The organism is Kitasatospora sp. NPDC096128 (genome assembly GCF_040303105.1).
In the GTDB taxonomy this organism is placed as follows: Bacteria; Actinomycetota; Actinomycetes; order Streptomycetales; family Streptomycetaceae; genus Kitasatospora.
This window is the reverse complement of record NZ_JBEOSP010000010.1, coordinates 96,818-121,262: the sequence shown is the minus strand read 5'-3', so window position 1 is coordinate 121,262 and position 24,445 is coordinate 96,818. Positions and strand designations below refer to the sequence as shown.

Sequence of the window (24,445 nt, the reverse complement as noted above, 5' to 3'; positions counted from 1 at the left end):
GCGTCCGGGCCCACCGGCCGTTCGCCCGGCCTTCGTTCAGCTCCGGAAGTCCGGGTAGCCCAGGATGAGGAGCCGCTCGGACGGGTTGAGGACGTACGGGACCACCTTGCCGGTGGACACGAAGCCGAACCGCCGGTAGAAGGCCAGCGCCCGTTCGTTGTTCTCGTGCACGCCCAGGGTCAACCAGCCCACGTCGGTGTGCACCTGGGCGTGGCGGATGCTCGCGGTCATCAGCCCGGCGGCCGGACCGGCGGGCCCGCGGTGCTGCGGGGACACGTAGACCGAGTGGACGCAGACGGTGTCCGGGACGTCCGGGACGGGCTCGACGCCGGCGATCCCGACCCAGGTGCCGGCCTCGTCGGCGGCGATGAAGGTGGCGGACTCCTCGGACGAGGCCCCGACGGCGGCCTGCCGCCGCCAGACGTCCTCGGGGAGGGCGGCGGTGTCCTCGTAGGTGGAGCCGAAGGCGGTGGGCGAATCGCGCAGCGCCTCCAGCCTGATCGCCCGGAGTTCCCGGTGCTCGGTGCCGGTGATCCGACGGATGGAGTAGGGCATGGGGCTCAGACCTGTTCGAAGTGGAACGACGTGATGAAGCAGTCGCTGGGCCGGGCGACCGCGAAGAGGACGCACCGCACGAGGGACTGTGCGGTGAGGGCGTCCGCGGCCCCGCGCCGGGTGGTCTCCCGGATGACCACCCGGTGGTCGTCGAATCGCATGTCGGTGCTCCTGGTCGGTGGATCGGGCGCCGCGGCGACAGCTCCTGCCGGCCGTGCGCCCGGGCCCGCCGATCAGGCTCCGCTGACGCACAGCGGTGTCACATCCTCCTGGACGGCCGGAGCCGGCCCCGCACCGGGTCCGCGCCCGCGCGGCGAGCGCCATCGGCCGCCTGGGCGCGGACGAGGGGGCCGCCGCCGGGCCTCCCGGGAAGCGGGTCGAACGGGTACGGTGCGAACGGGGACCGGGGAGGGAGGCCGGCAATGAAGCGACCTGGGTTCGCAGTTGCGGTGGTGCTCGACATCGTGCTGCTGATCGGGCTGATCCGGGGATGGCTGCCCGCCGGCCCTGAGGGCTTCCGAGAGTTCCTGATCGTCTTCACCACGGTGATCCTGACGCTCGTCCTCTTCTCCGCGATCCGGCCGGACCGACGCGACTGACCGCAGCCGTCCAGGCCGGTGACTCTCCGGCGTCGGGGGCGCATGCCCTGCCGCGTGCGCCTGAGGCAGGCTGACACGCGCCTTCTGGTCACGTGAGAACGCCGGTCGGGCCCTACGCTGGGCTGTCGGCCCGCCAGCCCCGTCGAAGGACCGCGTATGCGCCGTTCCCGTCTCGTGCTGTTCCTGGCCCTGTCCGCCGTGACCGCCGCCACCCTCGTCGCCGCCGACGCCGCGCCGGACGGGCCGGTCCCGTCGGTCAGCCTGCCGGTGCTGCGCGACCCGCAGGCCCAGCAGAAGCTCCACCGCATGACGGACCCGGTGCAGGACTGGGTGGAGTCCGGCGCCCCGGCGGCGGACGGCTACGCCGGGACCGTGATCGACGCGTCGAACCAGCACGCCGACCTGTTCTGGAAGGGCGGGGCTCCGGCCGAGGTCCGGACGCTGCTCGACGCCAACGCCAGCCCCGGCTATATCGTCGACGTTCACCAAAGCCCATACTCCCGTGCGGAGATGCGCGCCGCGATCGACCGGTTCACCGCCGCCGCGGCACCCGAAACCTGGACGTCGATCGGCCCGCAGGAGGACGGCGCCGCCATCGCGATCAGCTACTCCCCGGCGAACGCAACGCGGCTGACCGGCGGCGCCGTGACCGAGCAGGCGTACTCCCGGCGGGCCGCCGAGATCGCCGGCATGCCGGTGACGGCCACCACCGGGGGCCGCCCGGCCGCGCTGTCCGGCAGGCGGCACTCCGACAGCGCGCCGTACTACGCGGGCGCCGAGGTCAACACCGGGAAGGCCTCGTTCTGTTCGACCGCGTTCAGCGGCTGGAAGGGCAGGACCAAGGTGCTGCTGACCGCCGCGCACTGCGGCAACGGCCGGTACTACAACGGCACCGGCTCCTACATCGGGGACCTGTCCGCGATCGGCGACGGCCTGGACGTCGGCATGATCGCGATCAACGGCGACGGCGCCGGCCGGTTCTACGACGGCGCCTGGTCGGACAGCAGCGGTTCCTCGCGCCACACGTACGGGGCCGGGCGCAACAACGTGGGTGACCTGATCTGCCTCAGCGGCGCCCAGTCGGGGTGGAAGTGCGATGTGGAGGTCAAGAGGGTCGACGTCGAGACGACGAACGACGAGGGGACGAAGATCAAGCCGGTGGACGTCGCGGAGTCGAAGGGCGGTGACCGACGCGCGATCGGTGCGAAGGGTGACAGCGGCGGCCCCGTACTCGCCGACCCGTCCGGCCCGAACGGCGACATGGCGGCCCGTGGCGTGATCGTGGCCGGCGGGTCGGAGGTCGGCTGCCCGGCCGGATCGACGGCGCACTCGACGACCTGCTACGCACAGCTGCTGTACGTGCCGATGACGCCGGTGGTGAACCAGATGGGCTTCTCGATCTCCTGACGGCGTCAATTCCTCGGCTTGGTGCGGCGGGTGGGTTCGGCCGTGGTCGGGTCCTCGGGCCAGGGGTGGCGGGGGTAGCGGCCCCGCAGCTCCGCGCGGACGGCGTGGTAGCCGTTCTGCCAGAAGCTCTCCAGGTCGCCGGTGACGGCAGCGGGGCGGCCCGCGGGCGACAGCATGTGGATGGTGACGGGTACGCGGCCGGCGGCGAGGGCGGGGGTCTTGGTCCAGCCGAAGAGTTCTTGCAACTTGACGGCCAGCACGGGGCGTTCCGTCGTGTAGTCGATGCGTATCTTCGAGCCGGACGGCACGGTGATCCGTTCGGGGGCCAACTCGTCCAGGCGGCCCGCCTCGCCGGTGGCCCAGGGGAGGAGGCGTTGCAGGGCGGCCGTGGTGTCGATCCTCGCGAGGTCGGCGCGGCGGCGGGCGCGGGACAGCTCGGGCTCCAGCCACTCGTCGGCGCGCTCCAGCAGCGCCTCGTCGGAGACGTCGGGCCAGGGGTCGCCGAGGGCGGCGCGGAGGAAGGCGAGGCGTTCGCGGAGGCCCGAGGTGAACGTCAGCAGGGTGCTGACGCCCTCGCGGGCGAGGCCTTCCAGCAAGGCACCCCGGACCAGCGCCCGGTCGGGGCGGTCGAGGGGCTTCTCGGCGAGTTCGATGGCGCCGAGCGACTCCACCCGGCGGGCGGTGACCTCGTCGCGGCGGGTGTCCCAGTGGACTTCCTCGCGGGTGGTGATCAGGGACGCGCCGGCGAGGAGGGCGGTGTCCTCGTCCAGCGCCGCGGCGTGCAGGATCCGGGCGGAGTGCGAGCCCGCCGGGCGGTCGGCGACCGCGACGGCGAGCCAGGGGAGGGCGCCCAGAACAGTCCCGGGGGCGAGTTCGGCGGCCGTGCCGGAGGCCATCAGGTACGGGCTGCGCTCGCCGGGAGCGGGCCGCTCGACCCTCGCGCGGGCGATGCGCTCGGGAAAGGCGAGGGCGACGACGAGTCCGACGGCCGTGGCGTCGGGCAAGGAGGTGGCGGACTCGTCGGAGGTGGCGCGGAGAAGCCGGCGGACTTCGTCCCGCCAGCGGCCGGCGTAGGGGTCCTTGGCGGAACGGACCGCCCGCCACACGGCCCCCAGGTCGTCCCCCAGCGCGCGCGGCGGTTCCTCGGAGAGCAGGGCGACCACCTCGGCCGCCCGCCGGGCGCCGACCGCGGCGGCGCCGTCGACCAGGGCGCGGGCGAGCCGGGGGTGCAGTCCCGTGCGGCCGAGCCGCACCCCGCGCGGAGTGGCCCGGCCGTCGGGGGAGACCGCGCCGAGGGCGGTCAGGGTCTGCCGGGCAGCCGCCATCGCCCCGGCGGGCGGCGCGTCGGGCAGGGCGAGGCCGGTGGCGTCCGGGTCGCCCCAGCAGGCGGCCTGGAGGGCGAAGGACGTCAGGTCGGCGAGGGCGATCTCCGGGGTCGGGAACCGTACGGCCCGGGCGTCCTCGGCCTCGTGCCAGCAGCGGTACACCGTCCCCGGGGCCTCGCGCCCGGCCCGCCCCGCCCGCTGGCGGGCGGCCGCGAGCGAGGCCCGTACGGTGACCAGCCCGGCGAGCCCCCGCGCGTGGTCGGTACGCGGCTCGCGGGCGAGCCCGGCGTCGACCACCACCCGCACGCCGGGCACGGTCAGCGAGGACTCGGCGACCGCCGTGGCGAGGACGACCCGCCGCCCCTGCGAGGGCGTGAGCGCGGCGTCCTGCACCGCTTGCGGGGCGCGGCCGTGGAGTTGCAGCACCTCGGCCGGAACTCCGCTCAACTGCCCGGCCACCCGGGCGATTTCGCCGACGCCGGGCAGGAAGCAGAGCACGTCCCCGTCCTGCTCGCCCAGCGCCCGCCGCACCACGGCCGCGACGTGGTCGAGCAGCGCCGGATCCACCCGCGTCCCGTGCGCGGGCCGGACGGCGCGCGGCGGCGGTGCCCACACCACGTCGACCGGGTGGGACACCCCGTGCGCCTCCACCACCGGTGCCCCGCCGAGGAGTTCGGCCCAGGCCTCGGTGTCGGAGGTGGCCGAGGCGCAGACCAGCCGCAGTTCGGGCCGCAGCGCCGCCCGGACGTCCAGCAGGAAGGCGAGGGCGGTGTCGGCGTCCAGGTGCCGTTCGTGGCACTCGTCCAGGATGACGACGTCCACGCCCGGCAACTCCTGGTCGCGCTGCAGCCGTTGCAGCAGCACCCCGGTGGTGACCACCTCGACGACGGTCTCCGGCCCGACGCGACGTTCCCCGCGCACCGTGTACCCGACCTCGCGGCCCACGGAGGAGCCGAGCAGCCAGGCCATCCGCCGTGCGGCGGCCCGGACGGCGAGCCGCCGGGGCTCGGCGACCAGCACCCGCCGTACCGGACGGCCGTCGCAGAGCAGCCCGGCCAGGGCGAGCGGCACCAGCGTCGTCTTGCCGGTGCCGGGCGGGGCGGCGAGGACGGCTGCCCCGGTTTGCTCCAGCGCCTCGTGCAGGGCGGGCAGGGCGGTGCGGACGGGCAGTTCGCGCCACGCGGGGTTCAAAGGGTTCAGCCCCGCTCGGTGACGAAGATCGCCGTGCCGGGGATCAGCCGCCCGCGCAGCGGGGACCAGCCGCCCCACTCCTGTTCCAGCCCGGCCGGCCACTCGGGCTCGACCAGGTCGATCAGGCGGAACCCGGCGGCGACGAGTTCGCGGACCCGGTCGCCCAGGGTGCGGTGGTGCTCGACGTAGGTGGCGTGGCCGTTCTCGTCCTGCTCGACGTACGGGGTGCGGTCGAAGTAGGAGGACATCGCGGTGAGGCCCTCGACGCCGGGCTCGTCGGGGAAGGCCCAGCGGATCGGGTGGGTCACCGAGAACACCCAGCGCCCGCCGGGCCGCAGCACCCGGTGCACCTCGCGCATCAGGCGCTCGGTGTCGGCGCTGAACGGGACGGCGCCGTACGCGGAGCAGGCGAGGTCGAAGGAGGCGTCGGCGAAGGGCAGCACGGCGGCGTCGGCCTGGACGACGGGGACGGGGACGGTGCCCCGGCCGAGGTCGATCCGGAGGGAGTGCTGGAGCTGGCGGTAGGAGATGTCCAGGGCGACCGGGCGGGCGCCGCGGGCGGCCAGCCAGCGGGAGCACTGGGCGGCGCCGGCGCCGAGCTCCAGCACGTCCTTCCCCGCGACCTCGCCGAGCAGACGCGCGTCGGCCTCGTCCAGGCCTTCGGGGCACCAGGTGAAGCGGTCGTCGCCGAGGAACTCGCCGTGCTCGTCCTGGTACTCGTCGGCGTTGCGGTCCCACCAGTGCCGACTGGCCCGGCTGCTCTCCCCGGCGCCGGCCTCGCGCCGGACCGCGTCGTCGCCGTCCTCCTCCTCGAACTCGCCGGCCTCCTCGAACTCATCGGTCTCGTCGGCCCCCGCGGGGGAGGTGTCAAGATCGTGAAGGGGGGACTGGGGGGTGGTGGCCACGGTGACAATGCCCATCGCGTAGGGTATGGAGTGCGGAAGCGCCGCTGCCGCGAACCGGCCCTTATGTTGCAGGGTCGGGTCCTGGCGGTGGCATCCGGGGAAGGGCCCCTTCGGGCGCCACCGAGAGGTGCGCAATCGGAGGATATGGCCTGATCCGTACCAGGCTCCACCGTCTTGCCGCTCTTGGCGTTGACCGTGCCTGGCCGTCCCCGTATGCTACAAGTTGCGCTGCGGGCCTGCGCGCCTCGGACGGAGCAGGTCGCGCTCGCATCTGTCGAAGACCCCACGGTCGCAAGACGGACGCCGATTTCCCGTTGTTCACGGGATTTCCGGTGTGCCGTGTTCTTGGCTGTCCGGCTTTCGGTGGGAGCGATACGGGCCCTCCGCGTGGCATTACCTACGACTTTCATGTCCGTACCGGAGCCCTTTTCCTAATGACGAGCCCCACCGACTCCTCCCTCAGCACCACCCCGCAGGTCGCGGTCAACGACATCGGCGACGCGGAGGCCTTCCTCGCCGCCATCGACGAGACCATCAAGTACTTCAACGATGGCGACATCGTCGAGGGCGTCATCGTGAAGGTCGACCGTGACGAGGTCCTCCTCGACATCGGTTACAAGACCGAGGGCGTCATCCCGTCCCGCGAGCTCTCGATCAAGCACGACGTTGACCCGCACGAGGTCGTCGCCGTCGGTGACAACATCGAGGCCCTGGTTCTCCAGAAGGAGGACAAGGAGGGTCGTCTCATCCTGTCCAAGAAGCGCGCTCAGTACGAGCGTGCCTGGGGCACGATCGAGAAGATCAAGGAAGAGGACGGCATCGTCACCGGTACCGTCATCGAGGTCGTCAAGGGTGGTCTCATCCTCGACATCGGCCTCCGGGGCTTCCTCCCCGCCTCGCTGGTCGAGATGCGTCGCGTCCGCGACCTCCAGCCCTACGTGGGCAAGGAGCTCGAGGCCAAGATCATCGAGCTGGACAAGAACCGCAACAACGTGGTCCTGTCCCGCCGTGCCTGGCTGGAGCAGACCCAGAGCGAGGTCCGCCAGACCTTCCTCACCACCCTGCAGAAGGGCCAGGTGCGCTCCGGCGTCGTTTCCTCGATCGTCAACTTCGGTGCCTTCGTGGACCTGGGTGGCGTCGACGGCCTGGTGCACGTCTCCGAGCTGTCCTGGAAGCACATCGACCACCCGTCCGAGGTTGTCGAGGTCGGCCAGGAGGTCACCGTCGAGGTTCTCGACGTTGACATGGACCGCGAGCGCGTCTCCCTGTCGCTGAAGGCGACCCAGGAGGACCCGTGGCAGCAGTTCGCCCGTACCCACCAGATCGGCCAGGTCGTTCCGGGTAAGGTCACCAAGCTGGTTCCGTTCGGTGCGTTCGTCCGCGTGGACGAGGGCATCGAGGGCCTGGTCCACATCTCCGAGCTGGCCGAGCGCCACGTCGAGATCCCGGAGCAGGTCGTCCAGGTCGGCGACGAGATCTTCGTCAAGGTCATCGACATCGACCTCGAGCGTCGTCGCATCAGCCTGTCGCTCAAGCAGGCCAACGAGGCCCTGGGTGCCAACCCGGCCGAGGTCGAGTTCGACCCGACCCTGTACGGCATGGCCGCCTCGTACGACGACCAGGGCAACTACATCTACCCGGAGGGCTTCGACCCCGAGGCGAACGACTGGCTGCCCGGCTTCGAGAAGCAGCGTGAGGAGTGGGAGCGCCAGTACGCCGAGGCGCAGTCCCGCTTCGAGCAGCACCAGGCCCAGGTCATCAAGAGCCGCGAGGCCGACGCCGAGGCCGCTGCCGAGGGTGGCGACGCCGTCGCCGCCGCTGCCGGTGGCTCCTACTCGTCCAGCAGCGACGAGGGCTCGGGCGCCCTGGCCTCCGACGAGGCCCTGGCCGCCCTGCGCGAGAAGCTGGCCGGCGGCCAGAGCTGAGGCTCTCGCCCCCCGCTAGCTGACAGCTAGGGAACGGGCCCCATCCGGATCACTCCGGGTGGGGCCCGTTTCGCGTTTTCCGGTCGGCTCCGGGTCGCCTTCCCCGGCCCGCTTCGGCACGTTTCCGGCCGTTTCACGCCGCCCTGCCGGCCTTCGTTTGTCGGTTTGACTTATGTGTGGTTTATGTGAAGGGAAATGTGAGATGAGGCTCATTGCCCTGCTATAGGCCGGAGTTCGGGTTGCACCTACATTGAGTGGAGCTGCCCGAAAGGCTCCTTCATGCGCATGCGCAACCCCTCCTCCGCCGCCCCCACCGCTGTGGTCGGCGGCCGGCTCGCCGCTCTCGGGCGGTTCTGTTTCCGCCACCGCCGCTGGGTGCTCGGCTTCTGGGCCGTCGTCCTGGTCGTCGGCGTGCTGATCGGCGGACGGGTGTTCGAGGGCACGGTGGCCGGGGCCTCCTCCGCGACCGCCGAGGCGGACCGGGGCAGCGCCGTGGTCGCCGCGGCCGATCCGGTCAAGGGCACGCTGACCGCGGTGGTGGACGGCAAGCCGGTGGACGACCCGGCCGTACGGGCCGCCGTCCAGAAGGCCACCGCCGAGATCGCCGCCCTGCCCGGGGTCGCCGGCGCCCAGGACGCGTACGGCGGCGGGCCGGGCGCGGCCGCGCTGCGGGCCGCCGACGGCAAGGCCGGCCTGATCACCGTACGGATGGCCGGCACCGCGACCTCCGCCCAGACCGACGCCGCCGTCCATCGCCTCGCCGTGCTGAACGGCGCGGGCGGCGCGCACGTGACCGTCGGCGGGGACCTCGTCCTCCAGCAGGAGGTCAAGAAGCAGACCGAGCAGGACACCCGCTTCGGCGAGATGGTGACCCTGCCGCTCACCCTGGTCGTCATGGTGCTGGTCTTCGGCGGCCTGGCCGCCGCCTCGCTGCCGGTGATCGGCGCCGTCGCCTCGGTGGGCGGGGCACTGCTGGCCATGTTCGGATTCAGCCGGATCATGGACATCGACACCAGCGTGCTGCCGATCGCCACCGTGCTGGGGCTCGGGCTCTCGATCGACTACGCGCTGTTGATGGTGAATCGTTTCCGCGAGGAACGCGGCCACGGCGCGGGTATCGCCGCCGCCGTCGAGCGCACCGCCGCGACCGCCGGGCGCACTGTCGCCTTCTCCGGGCTGACCGTGGCCGTCGCGCTGTCCGGCCTCTTCGTCTTCACCAGCCCGGTGCTGGGCGCGGTCGCCGCCGCCGGGGTGAGCGTGGTGGTGATCGCGGTCGCCGCCGCGCTCACCCTGATCCCCGCCCTGCTCGGATTCGCCGGGGGCCGGATCAGGACACCCACCGCACCCGTGCCGGACGAGGGCTTCTTCAGCCGTACGGTACGGCGGGTCCGCAAGCAGGCGGTGCTCGTCACCCTCGCCTGCGTGGGCGTGCTGATGGCGGCCGGGGCCCCCTTCCTGCACGCCGACATGCGCAGCTCCGGCGCCGCCGTGCTGCCCGCCTCCTCGGCCGGGCGGCAGGTCGCCGAGACCGTCGACCACCGCTTCCCGCAGGTCGCGGCCGCGCCGATCACCGTGGTGGTCGAGGGCGGGGCTCCGGTGGCGCAGGCCTACGCGGACGAGGTGGTCGCCAAGCTGCCCGGGGTCAGCGGGGTGCGGGCGGTGACGCCGGTCGGCGACGCGGTGTCGACGGTCGACGTGCTGGTGCACGGGGACCCGCAGGGCGCCACGGCCAAGCAGGTGGTGGACGAGCTGCGGGCCGACCGGGGCGGGTTGAGGACGTACGTCACCGGTGGCGCGGCGTCGGTGGTGGACTTCCGGGACGAGCTGCTCTCGCGCGGGCCGTGGGCGCTGGGCCTGGTCGCGGCCGGGACGCTGGTGCTGCTGTTCCTGATGACCGGCTCGGTGGTGATGCCGGTCAAGGCGCTGCTGATGAACCTGCTCTCGCTGGGCGCCTCGCTCGGCGCGCTGACCCTGGTGTTCCAGGACGGCTGGCTGAGCGGGCTGCTCGGGTTCAGCCCGACGGGCGGGCTGGAGACCTTCATCCCGGTGCTGGTCTTCGCCTTCGCCTTCGGGCTGTCGATGGACTACGAGGTGTTCCTGCTCTCCCGGATCAAGGAGCTGACCGAGCGCGGGCACGGCTGTGTCCGGGCGGTGGAGCTGGGCGTTCAGCGCAGCGGTCGGATCATCACCTCGGCGGCACTGCTGATGGTGATCGTCTTCGCGGGCTTCGCGCTCGGGGACATGCTCATGGTCAAGCAGATGGGCATCGCGCTGGCCGTGGCCGTGGCGGTGGACGCCACCCTGGTGCGCTGCCTGTTGGTGCCCGCCGCGATGAGCCTGTTCGGCGAGTTCAACTGGTGGGCGCCCGGCTGGCTGAAGCGGCTGCACCGGCGGTTCGGGCTGAGCGAGCACGTGGACCTGCCGGAGATCGAGCCGGCGGTGCTCCCGGCGCCGCGGCCGGCGGCGGAGGTGCTGGTCGAGGCGTAGCCGGCCACCGCCTCCGGGTTCACGCCAGGCGGTTCAGCAGGGCGACGGCGGTGCGCAGTTGCTCCCGTTCCGTAGTGCTGAGGCGGGACTCGATGGCGGTGGCGATGTGGTGCTCCCGGCGGGCGCGCTGGTCGAGCAGGGCCAGCCGGCCGGCCTCGGTGGCGGTGATCAGCTGCTTGCGGCCGTCGGTGGGGTGGGGCTGCTGGGCGACCAGCCCGGCCTCGGACATCAGGGCGACGGTGCGGGCCATCGACTGGTGGCGCACCCGGCGGCGGTCGGCGAGCTCGGCGACGGTGTAGGAGCGCTCGTCGCGGACCAGCAGCCCGAGCACGGCGGCCTGGTTGGGCGGCAGGTCGTCGCTCTCGCGCAGGGTGCGGACCAGGCTGCCGAGGGCGGAGCGCAGGTCGGCGGCGAGGTCCAGGGTGTCCGGGTGCGGGGCGTTGCTGGGCATGGGAGAAGTGTATCGGGAATGTGTGCAGCAGAACTGTACAGTCATGCTGTATGGTTTTGACCATGCAAACTCTGCCCTTGCGCATCACCAAGTTCGGACACGCCTGCGTACGCATCGAGACCGACGGAACCACGCTCGTCATCGACCCCGGGGCCTTCACCGACCCCGCCGCCCTGGCCGGGGCCGACGCCGTGCTGATCACCCACGAGCACATGGACCACTTCGAGCAGTCCCGGCTGCGCGCCGCCCTGGACGCCGACCCGGCGCTGCGGGTGTGGACCAACGCCGACGTCGCCGCCCAGCTGGAGGGCGTCGGGCAGCGGGTCACCGCGGTCGGCGAGGGCGACGCGTTCGAGATCGGCGGGGTCGGGATCTCCGTCCACGGCGAGTGGCACGCCGAGATCCACCGGGACATCCCGCTGGTCAAGAACATCGGCTTCCTCCTCGACGGCCGGCTGTTCCACCCCGGCGACGCCTTCACCGTGCCGCCGCACGCCGTGGACACCCTGCTGCTGCCGCTCGCGGCGCCGTGGAGCAAGGCCGGTGAAGTGGTCGACTACGTCCGGGAGGCGGGCCCGCGGGTGGCCGTACCGGTGCACGAGGCGACGCTCAGCCCGATCGGGCACATGATCGCCACCCGGCTGCTCGGGCCGGACGGGCCGGGGACCGGATCGGAGCTGACCGTGCTGGGTGAGGGCGAGAGCCTGGAGCTGGGCTGAGCCGAGCCGGGCTGGGCTGAGTCGAGCTGGGCTGAGTCGAGCTGGGCTGGGCCGAGCCGGGCCGGGTCGAGCCGGGCTGACGCCCGCGGTGGTGCGCCGGTAGCCTGACGCCATGCTGAAGATCGGACTGACCGGCGGGATCGGCGCGGGCAAGAGCGAGGTGTCCCGGCTGTTCGCCGCGCGCGGCGCGGTGATCGTGGACTCCGACCTGATCGCCCGCGAGGTGGTCGCCCCCGGGACGGACGGCCTGGCGGCCGTGGTCGCCGAGTTCGGCCCGCAGGTGCTGCGGGCGGACGGCACGCTGGACCGGCCCGCCCTCGGGGCGGTCGTGTTCGCCGACCCGGAGAAGCTCCGGGCGCTGAACGCGATCGTCCACCCGCTGGTGCGGGCCCGCTCCGCCGAGCTGGAGGCGGCCGCCGCGCCCGACGCGGTGGTCGTGCACGACGTGCCGCTGCTCGCCGAGAACGGGCTGGCGCCGCTGTTCGACCTGGTCGTGGTGATCGACGCGGATGACGAGGCGCGGCTGGACCGGCTGGTCCGGCTGCGCGGGATGGCCGAGCAGGAGGCCCGGGCCCGGATGGCCGCGCAGGCCTCCCGGGTGGACCGGCTGGCGATCGCCGACCTGGTGATCGACAACAGCGGGCCGCTGGAGGCGCTGGCGGCACGGGTCGACGAGGTGTGGGCGGAGCTGGTGAAGCGGGCTGCTCGGTAGGCTCGGGTCGCCGCGAGAGTGGTCAACTGTCGTCGATTTCATCGTCATTCTTCAAGAACCCGACGATTTCGCCCGACTGTCGGCGACAGGGGTCGTGGTCGGCTGGTGCATCCAGGGGCGACGGTCGGATCATGTGACAGATCCGGTGGGCCGGAGAGGACTTGGAGGCCGGTCCGCGGGGAACGGAGCATGGAGTGATGGATGATCGTTCTTCTGCTGAACCGCTGACCGCCGAGCGCCTGGAGAGCTACTCCCGCGCCGACCAGGACCAGATCCTCGGCCCCGGCGAGGACCCCTACGGCGTCGCCTACACCGGGCTGACCTTCCAGTCCAAGGACGTGCACTTCGGCATCCGGGCCGCCGACGGCCGGCTCGTCGCCCACACCGGGCTGCTCCCGCTCCCGCTCACCGTCGGCGGCACCGACCTGGAGGCGATAGGCGTCGGCGGGGTCTGCGTCGCCGCCGAACGGCGCGGCGAGGGGCTGGCGCAGGCCGTGGTCGGGGCCGCGCTGGACCACGGGCGCGCACTCGGCTTCCGGTACGCCCTGCTGTTCTGCCGCCCGCCGCTAGCGGCGTTCTACCGGGGGCTCGGCTTCCGGGAGGTGGCCGAGGAGGTGACGGTCGAACAGCCGGAGGGGCGGCTCGCCGTCATGCCGCTGCGCACCATGTGGCGACCGCTGGCGCAGGGCGCCGGATGGCCGGAGGGGCCGGTGCGGCTGCGCTCGCTGCCGATGTGAGGGCAGCCGTGGCCTCCCGGCTCAGGCGGGGGCCGCTTCGCGGAGCGCCGCGTGGGCGACGGCCGCCTCGGCCAGCGCGCGGATCATCGGGTGGGCCCGGGTGCCGTCGCCGGACAGCTCGGGCTGGAACAGCGAGGCCAGGAAGAACGGGTGCTCCGGCAGCTCCAGGACGCGGACCTCGCCGGACGCGTCCGCGCCGCTGAACCGCAGCCCGTGGGCGCGCAGCCGGTCCAGGTAGTCGGCGTTGAGGCCGTAGTTGCAGTGGTAGCGCTCCTGGGTGCCGGTGGCGCCCAGGGTGCGCTCGGCGAGGGTGCCGGGGGTGATCGCGACGGCGCCCTCGTGCCCCACCAGGGAGCAGCTGAGCGGGACGATCACCTGCTGGCCGAGGTCCGGGTCCTGCTCGCCGTGGACGGCCTCGGTGATGCCGCAGACGTTGCGGGCGTACTCCAGCACCGCGTGCTGGAACCCGGCGCAGGTGCCGAGGAAGGGGATGCCGTCCTCCCGGGCGGTCCGGATCGCGGCGAGGGCGCCCGCCTCGCTGCGGTACGGGCTGCCGGGCAGCAGCCAGACGGCGTCGAAGCCGTCCAGCGCGCCGGGCGCCCCGGCGGCCTCGGTGGGGATCCAGTAGGCGTCCAGGACGAGTTGCTCGCGTTCGGCGAGGGAGTCGAGCAGGCCGGGGACGCGGGCGTGCGAGCGGACGGCGGGGGAGCGGTCGCCGACGAGGGCGACCCGCGGGGTCTGGTAGGTCATGCGGCTATCCTGACCCCGCATCCGAGATCAGCGCCAACGATGATTTCTTACCTCTCGATCAGATCGGTTGATGACCGCCGTGGATCCGCAGCAGCTGCGCACCTTCGTCACCGTCGCCCGGCTCGCCTCCTTCTCCGAGGCGGCCCGGGACCTCGGGTACACCCAGTCCGCGGTCTCCCAGCAGATCGCCGCCCTGGAGGCCGACCTCGGCACCGCCCTGCTGGTCCGCCGCCCGGTCGGCCCGACCCCGGCCGGACAGCGGCTGCTCGAACACGCGGCCCCGCTGCTGGTCCGGCTGGAGGCGGCGCGCGCCGACGTCGCGCGCCTGGCCGGCGCCCCGAGCGCCCGGCTGGTGCTCGGGGTCACCCCGCTGGCGGTCGGAGCGGCCCTGGGGCACGCGCTCGGCGAAGTGCGCCGGGCGTACCCGCAGGTGGAACCCGTCGTCCAGGTGCTCGCCCAGGACGTGCTGCCCGCCCAGGTCGCCACCGGCGAGGTCGACCTCGCCCTGATCGACGGCCTGGCCGCGCCCAGCGACCCGCTGCCGCTGCCCGAGGTCGGACCGCTGACCACCGTCGCCGTCGACGAGCAGCCGCTCGCCGTCGCCCTGCCCGTCGGACACCCGCTGGCCGGCCGCAGCGGCCTCGCCCTCGCCGACCTGTCCGCCGCCCGCTGGCTGGACGCCCCCGACCTCACCCCCACCGCGGCCCGGCTGCGCGCCGCCACCGGCACCGACGGCTTCCGGCCCGCCACCCGCTACCGCGGCACCGACCTGCACGGGCTGCTCGCCCTGGTCGCCGCCGGACACGGGCTCACCCTGCTGCCCGCACCCGTCCTCGCCCTGGCACCCGGGATCGCCTCCGCGCCGATCGCCGCGCCCCGCCTGGTGCACCGCACCGAACTCCTCCACGGCAGCCTCCCGGAGGGTCCGGCGGCGCTGCTGGCGCGGCTGCTGGCGAGGTGAGGGGGCGGGCCGGTCGGTGCGCTCGGCCGGTGGGGGAGGGGGCGGCGGTAGGCAGCTCGGCCGGTGCGGCGGTCAGGCCGAGGTCCGGCGGTCGTCGGTCCGGCGGTTGTCGGTCCGGCGGTTGTCGGTCCGGCGGTTGTCGGTCCGGCGGTCGTCGGACCGGGCGAGGAAGGCGGCCACCGTGGTGGTGAGCGCCGTCGGGTCGTCCAGCCACGGGTAGTGGCCCGCGCCCGGCTGGACGGTGAGGGTGACGTCCGGGAAGAGTGACGCCGCCTCGGCGGCCGAGGCCGCGGTGGGCCACAGGTCCAGCTCCCCGGCGAGCAGCAGGACCGGGCAGGTCAGGGCGGCCAGGCGGCGGCGCAGGCCGTCGGTGTCGGGGGTGTAGCCGGCGTAGTAGTGCTCGCTGACCGGGAGGGAGCGCTGGGCCGGGTCGGCGGCGGCGTGGGCGCGGGCCGCGTCGTCCCAGCGGCCGTACATCAGGGGCTCGAAGGCGAAGCGGTACCGGGCGGCCTCGGCGAAGGTCGTGGCGGACTGCATCCCGTCGTACGCGACGACGGCCTCGGCGTGCCAGGGCTCGCCGGCCCGGGCGGCGATCACCTCCCGCGCGCCGGTGCCGGAGGGCAGGCCGACGGCGGCGAAGGACGGGGTGAGCAGGGTGAGGCTGGTCAGGCGGTCGGGGTGGGCGGCCGCGTACAGCATGGCCAGGCTGCCGCCCGCGGAGTGGCCGAGCAGGTCGATCCGGTCCAGGCCGAGGTGGCGGCGCAGCGCCTCGACGTCGGCGACCAGGCGGTCGACCCGGAAGCTCGCCGGGTCGGCGGGCGTCGCGGAGGCGCCGGTGCCCCGGGTGTCGGGCAGGACCAGGGTGCGGTGGGCGCCCAGGCCGCCGAGGTCGCCGAGGTACTCGGCGGCGCGGCCGGGGCCGCCGGGGAGGCAGAGCAGCGGCGGGCCGTCGCCCACGGTGCGGAAGGCCAGTTCGGTGCCGTCGTGCGAGGTGAAGAACTCCATGGCGGACAGCCTGGAGGGCCGGCGCGCCCACGGCTATCGTTCAGCCAGGACTGAATGATCGGGGGTGGTGGCCGCGTGGCGGTGGAGATCCGGCTGTCGGCGGCGGAGGTCGCCAGGGTCCGGTTCGCGGTCTCGCCGCTGGCCGAGACGGTGCTCGGGCTGCGGCTCGCGCTCGGGGTCGGTGGGCACGACGCGCACCGGGCGTGGGTGCGCGAGGCCCGGCCGGTGCTCGCCGGGGAGCCGGAACTGCCGCTGCTGCGTGCCCTGTTGGTGGGGTGCCTGCCGTCCTTCTTCTTTCCGGTGCCGGGGGTGCGGCTGCCCTCGTTCGAGGCCGAGCTGGCCGGACTGCGGGCGACCGACCCGGAGTACGCGGCGGCCGAGTGCGCGGCCGCGCTGGGCGGCGCCCGGGCATGTGAACTCCCGGACACCACAGAGCTGTTGACGCGCGTTGCCGACGCGCTGCAGCGCTTCCACGATGCCTTGGTCGCCCCGCACTGGGGCCGGATGCTGGCCCTGCTGGAGGTGGACCTGGGCCGCCGGGCGGTGACCCTGGTGGACCGTGGGGTGGAGGGGCTGTTCGCGGCGCTGCACGAGGACGTCGTGTGGCGGGAGGGCGAGCTGCTGGTGCACGGCCGCCGTCGCGCCGGGGCGGTGTGGACGGTCGAGGCGGGCGGGCACGGACTGGCGCTGCTGCCCTCGGTCTTCGGCTGGCCGGACGTGATGGTCGACTACTCGCCGCGCGCCGCCGCCTCGATCCGCTACCCGGCGGCCGGGGTCGGACTGCTCTGGGAGCAGCCCCGGCCGTCGTCCGCCGGGCTGGCCGCCGTCCTCGGGCGCACCCGCGCGGAGCTGCTCGCGGTGCTCGGTGAGCCGTTGAGCACCCCGCAGCTCGCCGATCGGCTGGGCGTCACCCCGAGCGCCGTCTCCCAGCACCTCGGCGCGCTGCGCGGCGCGGGCCTGGTGGTCACCCGCCGGACCGGGCGCAGTGCGCTGCACCTGCGGACGGCGGTGGGGGCGGTGCTGGTGGGGGAGGCCGGGGCCGTCCCGGACAGGCCCTAGCTGAAGGCCGGCCCCTGGGGGGCGGGCGGATGTGGAGGGCCGGACACCACTCGTTCACGTCCCGGACCTGACGGTCGTCGCGCGGGCGGTGCTGTCATGGGCACAGTCGCCCGGCGAACGGCCGGGCCGGCCCAGGAGAGCGCAACCATGATGCTCCGTCAGCGTCTCACCGTCATCGCCGCGGCGGCTGCCCTCGCCGCCGCCGGGCTCGCCACCGGCACCGCGCAGGCCGCCTCGGCCTCGCACAAGCCGGTCAAGTCCGGTGCCACCGGCGCGAGTTGTTCGCGGGCGTACCTGCCGCTGCCCGACCCGTCGTGCACCCCGGGCGCGTACAACCCGGCGGTCACCCAGGCCACCATCGGGCAGACCATCTGCGTCTCCGGCTGGACCGCCACCGTGCGCCCGCCGGTCAGCTACACCAACGCGCTGAAGACCCAGCAGATCGCCCAGTACGGCTACTCGGACACCAACCCGGCGGACTACGAGGAGGACCACCTCGTCCCGCTGGAGCTCGGCGGCGCGCCGCGCGACCCGCACAACCTGTGGCCCGAGCCGCGCTACGGCAACGAGCCGGCGCAGAGCAAGGACGCGGTCGAGACCAGACTCAAGAACGCGGTGTGCGGCCACAAGGTGACCCTGTCCGCCGCCCGCAGCGCGATCGCCGCCGACTGGACCACGGCGCTCAGCCGCCTGGGGCTGTGAGCCGCTGAGGCATGATGCCGCCAGGTCCGTCCGGTCCCCTGTGCCGGACGGGCCTGGCGGCGGTCTGTCGGTACGTCAGCCGCAGCCGGGGAAGGCCTCGCAGAGCGGGGCCGTCATTCCGGTGGCGACGTACTTGTCCTCGGGTGCCTTCCAGGCGTCCTTGGGCTGGGCGCCACCCTTGGTGGTCGCCCAGACGGACAGTTCGGTGACCGCTCCGCCGCCCAGCGCGACGTACTCGTGCAGGGTGGCGGTGGAGCCGTCGGCCTGCGGGGCCGTCACGGTGGCGGCGAAGTAGGGTGCGTCGGTCGCGCTGGCCACCTTCACCGTGGCGCCCGGCGCGGTCTTGGCGCAGTTCGTCACGGCCTCGGTGATGGCGCGCTTGATCGCGGCGGCGGTCTGGGCGTTGCCGCTGCTGTGGGTCGGGTCGCCCCAGAAGTCCACGGTCTGCTGGGCCGTCCAGCGGTCCCCGCCGAAGCCGACCGCGGCCTTGGCGCGCGCCGCGCCGTCGGTGTACATGTACTCCTCGCCCTTGGGGGGCGCGGCGTGGCACAGCTCCATGCCCTTGAAGTCGACCGGCCCGGTGACCGGCTTGGCGTTGGCCGCCAGCGGGGCGAAGTGGTAGGTCTCGTCCATCGGGATGCTCTTGGTGTCCATCCAGGCCTTGGCCGGGACGCCCTTGTCGGCGCCTTCACCGGTGGGCTTGGTGGCACCGGCGGTGGGCTTGGCGGTCCCGCCGCCCGCGGGTGCCGCGGTGGTCGGCGCCGCCGGGGCGGCGCTCCTGCCGCCGTCCTGGCCGCTGTTGTCCGGGCCGCAGGCGCTCAGGGCGCCCGCGCAGAGCAGGGCGGCGGCGGTGGCGGTGACCAGTCGGATGCTGCTGCGCAACTGACGATTCCTCGTGTGTCCGGTGTCGTGGATCGGGGCCGGGGTCGGGGCCGGCGGCGCGTCGGCCGTCCGCCCCCGTCGCCCGGCCGACCCGTGGCTGCGGGCACTCGGCATGGCTGTTCCTCCCCCATTGGTGCTGCCGTCAGGCCCCCTGGCTCCGCAGCTCACCGCAGCTCTGAGGAACGGTCAGAGCGGGTGCTGCGTCGACGGCGGTCGAAACCTACGACACGGTGGCGCCCGGAGCAAAGCGGGATTCCGGCGGGCGCCGGGGCGGATGCGGCAGTTGCAGCGGGCTGGTGGTGAACATGTGTGCGGTCGCGGCGGAACCGATGGCCGACGGGGGGTGCCGTCCGGCCGGTCCGACGGTGCCCGGACCCCTTGGGGCGCACCGGATCCCCGATCGCGGAGCCGTGGTCCGGCGGTGGGTCGTGCCCGTCCGGGGCGGCGACGGCCCGTCCCGGCGGGGCCGCCGATGCCAAGGCTTCCTCCCGGCCGCGGGCGGGTGTGATCCCACCCACGGTCCGGGGTCGGGCAGTTCGCGCAGGGAGTTCGGCGGCCTGCTGGGGCGGGGTCCGATCGGCGTGCGGGCAGCAGCCGGGACGGAACCGGGACGGAATCCGGACCGGCCCGTTACGGCTGCGGGTGGGTGCCCGGGACGCCGAGCTGGGCGGCGAGCCAGGGGAGGGCCTGGGCGAAGGTCGCGGAGCCGGTCTGCCAGGTGTGCTTGCCGGAGCCGACGGCGTCGGTGGTGCGGATGCCGTCCTTCTTGGCGGCCGCCTCCAGGGTCTTGGCGGACTCGATCTGCCCGTGCTCCTCGTCGCCCTGGCCGAAGTAGCCGGAGACGCCCTGGTAGCGGGGGTGGTGGGCGAGCACGGTCAGCGGGTCGTGGGCGGCCCAGGCGGCCGCGTTGCCGCCGTACAGCTCCTGGATGGTGTGGTCCTTGTCGCCGATGTACGGGCCCTTGTCGCCGGAGAAGTCGCCGAAGTGGGTGAAGGCGTTGGGGTGCTCGACGACCAGGTCGAAGGCGCAGGTGCCGCCCATCGACCAGCCGGCCACGCCCCACTTGTGCGGGTCGGTGGCGGCGTTGAAGGTCTTCTCGACGTACGGGGGGACGTCCTTGAGCAGGTGGCTCTCGGAGTTGCCGTGCGGGCCGTCCACGCACTCGGTGTCCACCCGGAAGCCGCCGGTGGCGTCCACGAAGACCAGGATCGGCGCGAAGCCGTTGTGCTTCGCGGCGAACTCGTCGGCGGTCTTCACCGCGTTGCCCGAGCGGATCCAGTTGTCGGGCGCCGCGAACTCGCCGCCGATCATCTCCAGCACCGGCAGCTTCGGCCGGTTCTGGCTGCGGAACCAGGCGGGCGGCAGGTAGACCAGCTCCTGGCGGTGGGTGAAGCCGCTCGCGGTGTCCGGGATGTCGACCTGGACGATGCGGCCGGTCCTGGTCTTGCCGTGGATCGAGGAGACCTCGGCCAGGGTGATCTGGTCCGGCAGCGGCTGGCCGCTCAGCTCGCCGATCGCGTCGTCGACCGTCGGGTAGTAGCCGGTGGCGATGTTCACGCTGTTCGCGGCGCAGAACAGCGCCAGCAGCACGGTCGGCGCCACCAGCGCCCGCCGCCACCACCTCGCGCCGCGCCAGCCGAAGCCGAGCACGGCGAACGCCGCGATCGCCACCCCGCTCCACAGCCACACCCCGAACGGGATCGGATCGGTGATCCCGGCCAGGGTGAGCACGGCGACGGCGACCACCGCGGTGATCGCCAGCGCCGTACCGAGCGCGATCGGCCCCCACTTGCGCTGCCACGTCCGGTCCCGCCAGCCCACCGCGGTCAGGAACAGGGCGAGGGCGGCGGCCTGGACCGTCCAGGGGAACCAGCCGTCGAGCAGCGAGACGTTCATGCGCGGAGGCTAGGGGCGGCGAATGAGAAGGGGATTAAAGGCTGACCGTTCGCCGACCGGGGGCTGGGAGCCGGCTGGGAGCCCGGGTGCGGCCGCCTTCGCAGCATCACCCGTCCGCCACCGGGCGCAGGCCTGAACGAGACGGCTCTCAGCCGACCGGACAGGCCTCGATCAGCGCGTCGACCACGACGCCGATCGAGGGACGCGCGGTCGAGGTGGAACGCCAGACGGCGAAGACCCGGCGCCGCGGGGCGTCCACCAGGGGCACGAACCGGACCGGAGCGGCGGCCGGTTCACGCCCCAGGCGCGGGATGATGGCGATTCCCAGTCCCGCCGCGACCAGCGCCAACTGCGTGGGGTGCTCCGATGCGGTGTGGGCGACGCGGGCACGCTTGATGTTGCGCACCAGCCACTCATGGCACAGCTGCCCGTCGCTCGAGGTGATCCAGTGCTCGTCGCCGAGGTCGGCCAGGCTCAGCGTCGGGCAGTCGGCGAGCCGATGGTCCGGGGGCAGGGCGATGTCGTAGGTGTCGTCGAGGAGGGCGCGGTGGTCCAGCCCCTGGGGCAGGGCGAGCGGATCACCGTTCCAGTCCTCGACGACGGCCAGGTCGAGCAGCCCGCGCCGCACCGCCGGGACGGCTTCGTACGGTTCCTGCTCCCGCGCCGACACCGTCAGGTCCGGGTACCGGGCCCGCAGGGCCCGCAGGGCCGAGGGGAGCAGCGCGCGGGCGGCGGTGGGGAAGGCCGCGATCGTGAGGTCGCCGGTCACCAGTCCGCGGTGCCGCGCCATGGTCGCCATGACGCGTTCCACGTGCGCGAGCAGTTCCGCGGCCTCTCCGGCGAGCAGGGTGCCGGCCTCGGTCAGGCGAATGCCCCGGCCCTGACGTTCCGCCAGGTGAGTGCCGGTCTCCTGCTCCAGCCGCGCCATCTGCTGAGAGACCGCCGAGGTGGTGACGTGCAGGAGCCGGGCCGCGCCCACGACGGATCCGGTCGTCGCCACCGCGTGCAGCACCCGCAAGCGTTCGAGGTTCAACATCTCAGTGATGCTACGAGATGCAGTCAAGAAACATTCACTTGTGCTTCCCGGTGATCGAACCCAGAGTGGGCGCGGTGCACCGGGCCATCGCGAATGGCGACGGGGGTATGCCGAGTGACGTCTCGGCGTGCACGTCATTCGGCCTTCTGTGTGCGCTCGGCCGATGCCGTTCCTGTCCCACCCGCCGCCCCGTCAGTCGGCGGGTGGGGCAGGACGGGCATCCTCGGCGTCGCGCGTCTTCGGGTGGACGGCCGTACGACGGGCGTCGGGCGTCGGGTGTGGGCGTCGGCTACAGCCGGGCGCGGGCGTAGGCGGCGAGGCGGCGGAGGGCGGCGTGGGCGGGCGGGCCCCAGGTGGCCTTGCCGCCCGGGCGGCCGTGGCGGCCGGCCTCGCCGATGTGGATGCCGCCGAGGGCGCGCATGACGGCCCAGCCGCGGGCGCGGCGCAGGGTCGCCGGGTCCGGGGTCGGCCGGTAGGCCCGGTGGAAGAGGTCGGCGGCGCCGTCCGGGAGCAGGGACCAGGCGGCGGCGAGGTCGCCGGCCGGGTCGCCCGCGCAGAGTGTGCCGAAGTCGATGACTCCGCAGAGGGTGCCGTCGGCGGTGAGGACGTTGGCCGGGTGGAGGTCGCCGTGGATCCACAGCGCCGGGCCGGTCCAGGCGGGCGCCGTGACGGCGTCGTCCCAGACGGCGCGGACCGCGTCCGGGTCGGGGACCAGCCCCATGGCGGCGGCCGAGGCGAGCCCCTTGACGACGTGCTCGGCCTGGTCGGACAGTGGCCCGCCCCTGGCGCCGGTGGGCGCCGAGGCGGGGGCGGGCCGGTGGAGGGCGGTCAGGAAGGCGGCCAGGGCTTCGGCTGACGCTGCGGCGCGGGTGACGGGGGCGCGGTCGGCGGGCGTGCCCGGCACCCAGGTGGTGACCAGCCAGGGGTGGGGGAAGCGCTCGGACGGCTCACCGAGGCGCCGGGGTGCCGGGATCGGCAGGGGGAGGGGGTGCGGGAGGGCGGGCAGCCAGGCATGTTCCTTGCGCAGCAGGGCGCTTGCGGCCTCCGTGGCCCAGGGCAGCCGGACGGCGAGGTCGTCGCCGAGCTGCCACATCTGGTTGTCCCAGCCGCGCGCGCCGAGCCGGAGCGGGAGGTCGGCCAGGTCGGGGTGCTGGTCGCGCAGGAGCTGCCGGACCAGGTCCTCGGTGATCTCGATCGCGGTATGGGTCATGGAGGGAAGGCTAGTTGGGCGTCGTGGACCAGGGCGCCGGGATCGTGGGCGCCGTCCAGCTGGCCAGGACCCGGAGGGCCTCGGCGGTCGGGGAGTTCGGCTCGACGTTGTAGACGCACAGGGTCTGTTCCGCGTCGCCCGGCACCTGGAAGGACTCGTAGGAGAAGTACAGCTCCCCGACCAGGGGGTGGTGGTAGTGCTTGGCGCCGTGGGTGCGCCGCAGCACCTTGTGGTCGTTCCACCAGCCGGTGAACTCCGGTGACTGGAGGGTGAGTTCGCCGACCAGGTCGGCGAGTCGGCGGTCCTGGGGGTAGCGGCCCGCCTCGAACCGGAGCATGGCCGCCGTCTCGGCGGCGATCCTCTCCCAATCACCCACGGTCTCCCGGGCCTTGGGGTCCAGGAGGTAGAAGCGGGCCAGGTTGCGGCGGTTGGCGGGCAGGGCGTCGAAGTCGGTGAGGATCTCCCGGGCGAGCCGGTTGGACGCCAGCACGTCGGTGCGCCGGCCCAGGATGAAGGCCGGCACGTGGTCGAGCGTCTCCAGCATCAAGTGCAGTCCGGGGCGCACCCGTTGGGCCCTCGCCGGGGCGCGTCGGGCGGCGGGGCGGGTGTCGGAGTGGAGGAGGTCGGTGAGGTGCTCGCGCTCGGTGTCGTCCAGGCGCAGGGCCCGGGTGATCGCCTCCACCACCTCGGCGGAGGGGTTGAGGGCCCGCCCCTGCTCCAGGCGCGTGTAGTACTCCGTACTGACGCCGGCGAGCCGGGCCACCTCGTCCCTGCGCAGGCCGGGCACGCGGCGGACGCGCCCGTCGGCGGGCAGCCCGGCCTCCTCGGGGGTGACCCGGGCGCGGCGGGAGCGGAGGAAGCCGGCGATCTCCTTGGTGCGGTCCATGGCTCCATTGTCGTTGCGGGGGCGGGGTGGTGGGCGGTCCTGGGTGGCCCTGGCAGTACCTGCCTGGGCAGGGCCAGTTATGGCGTCCCGAAGGGGTGGCGCGGGGGTTGTACTGGATCTGCGGCCGACGGGGATCGGAGGCCGAAACCAACACCCCTGGAGCGTAAGAGACATGTCCACGAACACCACGTCCCTGCCCCTCGCCGGTCGCGTCGCCGTCGTCACCGGTGCGTCGAGCGGCATCGGTGCGGCGTCCGCCGAGAAGCTGGCGTCGCTGGGTGCCCGGGTCGTCGTCCTGGCCCGGCGGGCGGAGCGGCTGGCGGAGCTGGTCGAGCGGATCGAGAAGAACGGCGGCAGCGCGGTCGCCATCGCCGCCGACGTGACGGACGTCGAGGCGATGCAGGCCGCCGCCGACCGGGTGGCGGCCGAACTCGGCGGTGCCGACCTGCTGCTGAACAACGCCGGCGTCATGCTGCCCGCCCCGATCGAGGAACTGGCGACGGCCCAGTGGAAGCAGCAGATCGACCTCAACATCACCGGCCTGATGAACGCGATCGGCGTGTTCACCCCGCAGCTGGTGAAGGCGGCCGCCGAGCGCGGCGTGGCCGACCTGATCAACACCTCGTCCATCGCGGCGCAGAACATCTTCCCCACCTTCGCGGTGTACTCCGGCACGAAGGCGTACGTCAGCCACCTGTCGCGGACCCTGCGAGCGGAGCTGGGCGCGAAGAAGGTCCGGGTGTCGGCGGTCGAGCCCGGCATCGTCGCGACGGAGCTGCAGAGCCACGTGACCGATCAGGGCGCGCTGGAGTGGCTGGAGGGTTCGAAGGACGCCATGGAGTGGCTGACGCCGGAGGACGTGGCGGAGACGGTGGGTTTCATCGCCACCCTCCCGCCCCGGGTCAACCTCCAGCAGGTCACCGTGATGCCCACCGGCCAGGCCAGCTGAACCGCGACCCCCTCCACGGGCGGGGGCCCCCCCCCCCGCCGGGGGGGGGGGGGGGGGTTGTGGGGGGGGGGGGGGTGGGTGTGGGGGGGTGGTGCG

23 protein-coding genes are annotated in these 24,445 nt (G+C 73.7%); 11 read left to right on the top strand and 12 right to left on the bottom strand.

Annotation, left to right across the window (positions count from 1 at the left end; all coding sequences use genetic code 11):
- Positions 1 to 36: 36 nt before the first annotated feature.
- The gene (locus ABTY61_RS14160) at positions 37 to 555 is read right to left on the bottom strand and encodes a GNAT family N-acetyltransferase (RefSeq protein ID WP_350505240.1); all 519 of its coding nucleotides are present in this window, start codon (positions 553 to 555) and stop codon (positions 37 to 39) included.
- Between the two features lie 5 nt (positions 556 to 560).
- Positions 561 to 716, bottom strand: coding sequence for a hypothetical protein (locus ABTY61_RS14155; RefSeq protein WP_502895307.1), 156 nt, complete (start codon positions 714 to 716; stop codon positions 561 to 563).
- A 261-nt stretch (positions 717 to 977) separates the two neighbouring features.
- Here ABTY61_RS14155 and ABTY61_RS14150 point away from each other — a divergent pair, with 261 nt between their 5' ends.
- Both ABTY61_RS14150 and ABTY61_RS14145 read left to right on the top strand, forming a co-directional pair.
- A complete protein-coding gene (locus tag ABTY61_RS14150) occupies positions 978 to 1,154 on the top strand; it encodes a hypothetical protein (protein ID WP_350505239.1) in 177 nt (58 codons plus the stop codon).
- Positions 1,155 to 1,310: 156 nt separating this feature from the next.
- Positions 1,311 to 2,561 (top strand): chymotrypsin family serine protease, encoded by a 1,251-nt coding sequence (locus ABTY61_RS14145; RefSeq protein ID WP_350505238.1) that lies wholly within the window; start codon positions 1,311 to 1,313, stop codon positions 2,559 to 2,561.
- Positions 2,562 to 2,566: 5 nt separating this feature from the next.
- Here the strand turns inward: ABTY61_RS14145 and hrpB are convergent, their stop codons facing one another.
- Together hrpB and ABTY61_RS14135 are read right to left on the bottom strand one after the other, a co-directional pair.
- Entirely contained in the window at positions 2,567 to 5,077 is a 2,511-nt protein-coding gene (gene hrpB / locus ABTY61_RS14140) for an ATP-dependent helicase HrpB (protein WP_350505237.1), read from the bottom strand.
- Positions 5,078 to 5,082: 5 nt separating this feature from the next.
- Positions 5,083 to 5,997, bottom strand: a complete 915-nt coding sequence (locus tag ABTY61_RS14135; RefSeq protein WP_350505236.1) for a class I SAM-dependent methyltransferase — start codon at positions 5,995 to 5,997, stop codon at positions 5,083 to 5,085.
- A 419-nt stretch (positions 5,998 to 6,416) separates the two neighbouring features.
- Here ABTY61_RS14135 and rpsA point away from each other — a divergent pair, with 419 nt between their 5' ends.
- Entirely contained in the window at positions 6,417 to 7,907 is a 1,491-nt protein-coding gene (gene rpsA, locus ABTY61_RS14130) for a 30S ribosomal protein S1 (RefSeq protein WP_153460312.1), read from the top strand.
- 279 nt (positions 7,908 to 8,186) lie between these two features.
- On the top strand, positions 8,187 to 10,394 hold the full coding sequence (locus ABTY61_RS14125; protein WP_350505235.1) for an MMPL family transporter: 2,208 nt from the start codon (positions 8,187 to 8,189) through the stop codon (positions 10,392 to 10,394).
- A 19-nt stretch (positions 10,395 to 10,413) separates the two neighbouring features.
- Here ABTY61_RS14125 and ABTY61_RS14120 read toward each other — a convergent pair whose 3' ends face one another.
- Positions 10,414 to 10,845, bottom strand: coding sequence for a MarR family winged helix-turn-helix transcriptional regulator (locus ABTY61_RS14120; RefSeq protein ID WP_350505234.1), 432 nt, complete (start codon positions 10,843 to 10,845; stop codon positions 10,414 to 10,416).
- A 62-nt stretch (positions 10,846 to 10,907) separates the two neighbouring features.
- Between ABTY61_RS14120 and ABTY61_RS14115 the strand changes: the two genes are divergently transcribed.
- The 3 genes from ABTY61_RS14115 to ABTY61_RS14105 all read left to right on the top strand — a co-directional run bounded on the left by ABTY61_RS14115 (position 10,908) and on the right by ABTY61_RS14105 (position 13,013).
- Complete coding sequence (locus tag ABTY61_RS14115; protein WP_350505233.1) at positions 10,908 to 11,564, top strand: MBL fold metallo-hydrolase; 657 nt, start codon at positions 10,908 to 10,910, stop codon at positions 11,562 to 11,564.
- Positions 11,565 to 11,676: 112 nt separating this feature from the next.
- Complete coding sequence (gene coaE, locus ABTY61_RS14110) at positions 11,677 to 12,276, top strand: dephospho-CoA kinase (RefSeq protein WP_350505232.1); 600 nt, start codon at positions 11,677 to 11,679, stop codon at positions 12,274 to 12,276.
- A gap of 197 nt (positions 12,277 to 12,473) precedes the next feature.
- Positions 12,474 to 13,013 (top strand): GNAT family N-acetyltransferase, encoded by a 540-nt coding sequence (locus ABTY61_RS14105; protein ID WP_350505231.1) that lies wholly within the window; start codon positions 12,474 to 12,476, stop codon positions 13,011 to 13,013.
- 21 nt (positions 13,014 to 13,034) lie between these two features.
- Here the strand turns inward: ABTY61_RS14105 and ABTY61_RS14100 are convergent, their stop codons facing one another.
- The gene (locus ABTY61_RS14100) at positions 13,035 to 13,763 is read right to left on the bottom strand and encodes a CTP synthase C-terminal region-related (seleno)protein (RefSeq protein WP_350505230.1); all 729 of its coding nucleotides are present in this window, start codon (positions 13,761 to 13,763) and stop codon (positions 13,035 to 13,037) included.
- Between the two features lie 70 nt (positions 13,764 to 13,833).
- Here ABTY61_RS14100 and ABTY61_RS14095 point away from each other — a divergent pair, with 70 nt between their 5' ends.
- The gene (locus ABTY61_RS14095; RefSeq protein ID WP_502895305.1) at positions 13,834 to 14,724 is read left to right on the top strand and encodes a LysR family transcriptional regulator; all 891 of its coding nucleotides are present in this window, start codon (positions 13,834 to 13,836) and stop codon (positions 14,722 to 14,724) included.
- Between the two features lie 72 nt (positions 14,725 to 14,796).
- Here the strand turns inward: ABTY61_RS14095 and ABTY61_RS14090 are convergent, their stop codons facing one another.
- Positions 14,797 to 15,729 (bottom strand): alpha/beta fold hydrolase, encoded by a 933-nt coding sequence (locus ABTY61_RS14090; protein ID WP_350505229.1) that lies wholly within the window; start codon positions 15,727 to 15,729, stop codon positions 14,797 to 14,799.
- 75 nt (positions 15,730 to 15,804) lie between these two features.
- Between ABTY61_RS14090 and ABTY61_RS14085 the strand changes: the two genes are divergently transcribed.
- On the top strand, positions 15,805 to 16,788 hold the full coding sequence (locus ABTY61_RS14085) for a DUF5937 family protein (RefSeq protein ID WP_350505228.1): 984 nt from the start codon (positions 15,805 to 15,807) through the stop codon (positions 16,786 to 16,788).
- 147 nt (positions 16,789 to 16,935) lie between these two features.
- Entirely contained in the window at positions 16,936 to 17,490 is a 555-nt protein-coding gene (locus tag ABTY61_RS14080) for a hypothetical protein (RefSeq protein WP_350505227.1), read from the top strand.
- 75 nt (positions 17,491 to 17,565) lie between these two features.
- Here ABTY61_RS14080 and ABTY61_RS14075 read toward each other — a convergent pair whose 3' ends face one another.
- From ABTY61_RS14075 to ABTY61_RS14055, 5 genes are all read right to left on the bottom strand, one after another.
- Positions 17,566 to 18,372, bottom strand: coding sequence for a hypothetical protein (locus tag ABTY61_RS14075; RefSeq protein ID WP_350505226.1), 807 nt, complete (start codon positions 18,370 to 18,372; stop codon positions 17,566 to 17,568).
- Positions 18,373 to 19,002: 630 nt separating this feature from the next.
- Positions 19,003 to 20,268 (bottom strand): alpha/beta hydrolase, encoded by a 1,266-nt coding sequence (locus ABTY61_RS14070; RefSeq protein WP_350505225.1) that lies wholly within the window; start codon positions 20,266 to 20,268, stop codon positions 19,003 to 19,005.
- A gap of 148 nt (positions 20,269 to 20,416) precedes the next feature.
- Positions 20,417 to 21,304 (bottom strand): LysR family transcriptional regulator, encoded by an 888-nt coding sequence (locus ABTY61_RS14065; RefSeq protein WP_350505224.1) that lies wholly within the window; start codon positions 21,302 to 21,304, stop codon positions 20,417 to 20,419.
- A 289-nt stretch (positions 21,305 to 21,593) separates the two neighbouring features.
- Positions 21,594 to 22,514, bottom strand: a complete 921-nt coding sequence (locus tag ABTY61_RS14060; RefSeq protein ID WP_350505223.1) for an aminoglycoside phosphotransferase family protein — start codon at positions 22,512 to 22,514, stop codon at positions 21,594 to 21,596.
- A gap of 10 nt (positions 22,515 to 22,524) precedes the next feature.
- The gene (locus tag ABTY61_RS14055) at positions 22,525 to 23,400 is read right to left on the bottom strand and encodes a helix-turn-helix transcriptional regulator (RefSeq protein WP_350505222.1); all 876 of its coding nucleotides are present in this window, start codon (positions 23,398 to 23,400) and stop codon (positions 22,525 to 22,527) included.
- Positions 23,401 to 23,572: 172 nt separating this feature from the next.
- Here ABTY61_RS14055 and ABTY61_RS14050 point away from each other — a divergent pair, with 172 nt between their 5' ends.
- Positions 23,573 to 24,349, top strand: a complete 777-nt coding sequence (locus tag ABTY61_RS14050; protein WP_350505221.1) for an SDR family oxidoreductase — start codon at positions 23,573 to 23,575, stop codon at positions 24,347 to 24,349.
- Positions 24,350 to 24,445: the final 96 nt, after the last annotated feature.

Bases quoted from the DNA above. Each gene is read 5' to 3' on its own strand.
- ABTY61_RS14155 (WP_502895307.1), bottom strand. From the start codon at position 716: ATGCGATTCGACGACCACCGGGTGGTCATCCGGGAGACCACCCGGCGC.
- ABTY61_RS14115 (WP_350505233.1), top strand. From the start codon at position 10,908: ATGCAAACTCTGCCCTTGCGCATCACCAAGTTCGGACACGCCTGCGTA.
- ABTY61_RS14105 (WP_350505231.1), top strand. From the start codon at position 12,474: ATGGATGATCGTTCTTCTGCTGAACCGCTGACCGCCGAGCGCCTGGAG.
- ABTY61_RS14135 (WP_350505236.1), bottom strand. From the start codon at position 5,997: ATGGGCATTGTCACCGTGGCCACCACCCCCCAGTCCCCCCTTCACGAT.
- ABTY61_RS14145 (WP_350505238.1), top strand. From the start codon at position 1,311: ATGCGCCGTTCCCGTCTCGTGCTGTTCCTGGCCCTGTCCGCCGTGACC.
- ABTY61_RS14065 (WP_350505224.1), bottom strand. From the start codon at position 21,304: ATGTTGAACCTCGAACGCTTGCGGGTGCTGCACGCGGTGGCGACGACC.
- ABTY61_RS14070 (WP_350505225.1), bottom strand. From the start codon at position 20,268: ATGAACGTCTCGCTGCTCGACGGCTGGTTCCCCTGGACGGTCCAGGCC.
- ABTY61_RS14150 (WP_350505239.1), top strand. From the start codon at position 978: ATGAAGCGACCTGGGTTCGCAGTTGCGGTGGTGCTCGACATCGTGCTG.
- ABTY61_RS14055 (WP_350505222.1), bottom strand. From the start codon at position 23,400: ATGGACCGCACCAAGGAGATCGCCGGCTTCCTCCGCTCCCGCCGCGCC.
- ABTY61_RS14060 (WP_350505223.1), bottom strand. From the start codon at position 22,514: ATGACCCATACCGCGATCGAGATCACCGAGGACCTGGTCCGGCAGCTC.
- ABTY61_RS14125 (WP_350505235.1), top strand. From the start codon at position 8,187: ATGCGCATGCGCAACCCCTCCTCCGCCGCCCCCACCGCTGTGGTCGGC.
- ABTY61_RS14050 (WP_350505221.1), top strand. From the start codon at position 23,573: ATGTCCACGAACACCACGTCCCTGCCCCTCGCCGGTCGCGTCGCCGTC.
- ABTY61_RS14160 (WP_350505240.1), bottom strand. From the start codon at position 555: ATGCCCTACTCCATCCGTCGGATCACCGGCACCGAGCACCGGGAACTC.
- ABTY61_RS14100 (WP_350505230.1), bottom strand. From the start codon at position 13,763: ATGACCTACCAGACCCCGCGGGTCGCCCTCGTCGGCGACCGCTCCCCC.
- rpsA (WP_153460312.1), top strand. From the start codon at position 6,417: ATGACGAGCCCCACCGACTCCTCCCTCAGCACCACCCCGCAGGTCGCG.
- coaE (WP_350505232.1), top strand. From the start codon at position 11,677: ATGCTGAAGATCGGACTGACCGGCGGGATCGGCGCGGGCAAGAGCGAG.
- ABTY61_RS14120 (WP_350505234.1), bottom strand. From the start codon at position 10,845: ATGCCCAGCAACGCCCCGCACCCGGACACCCTGGACCTCGCCGCCGAC.
- ABTY61_RS14080 (WP_350505227.1), top strand. From the start codon at position 16,936: ATGATGCTCCGTCAGCGTCTCACCGTCATCGCCGCGGCGGCTGCCCTC.
- ABTY61_RS14095 (WP_502895305.1), top strand. From the start codon at position 13,834: ATGACCGCCGTGGATCCGCAGCAGCTGCGCACCTTCGTCACCGTCGCC.
- ABTY61_RS14090 (WP_350505229.1), bottom strand. From the start codon at position 15,729: ATGGAGTTCTTCACCTCGCACGACGGCACCGAACTGGCCTTCCGCACC.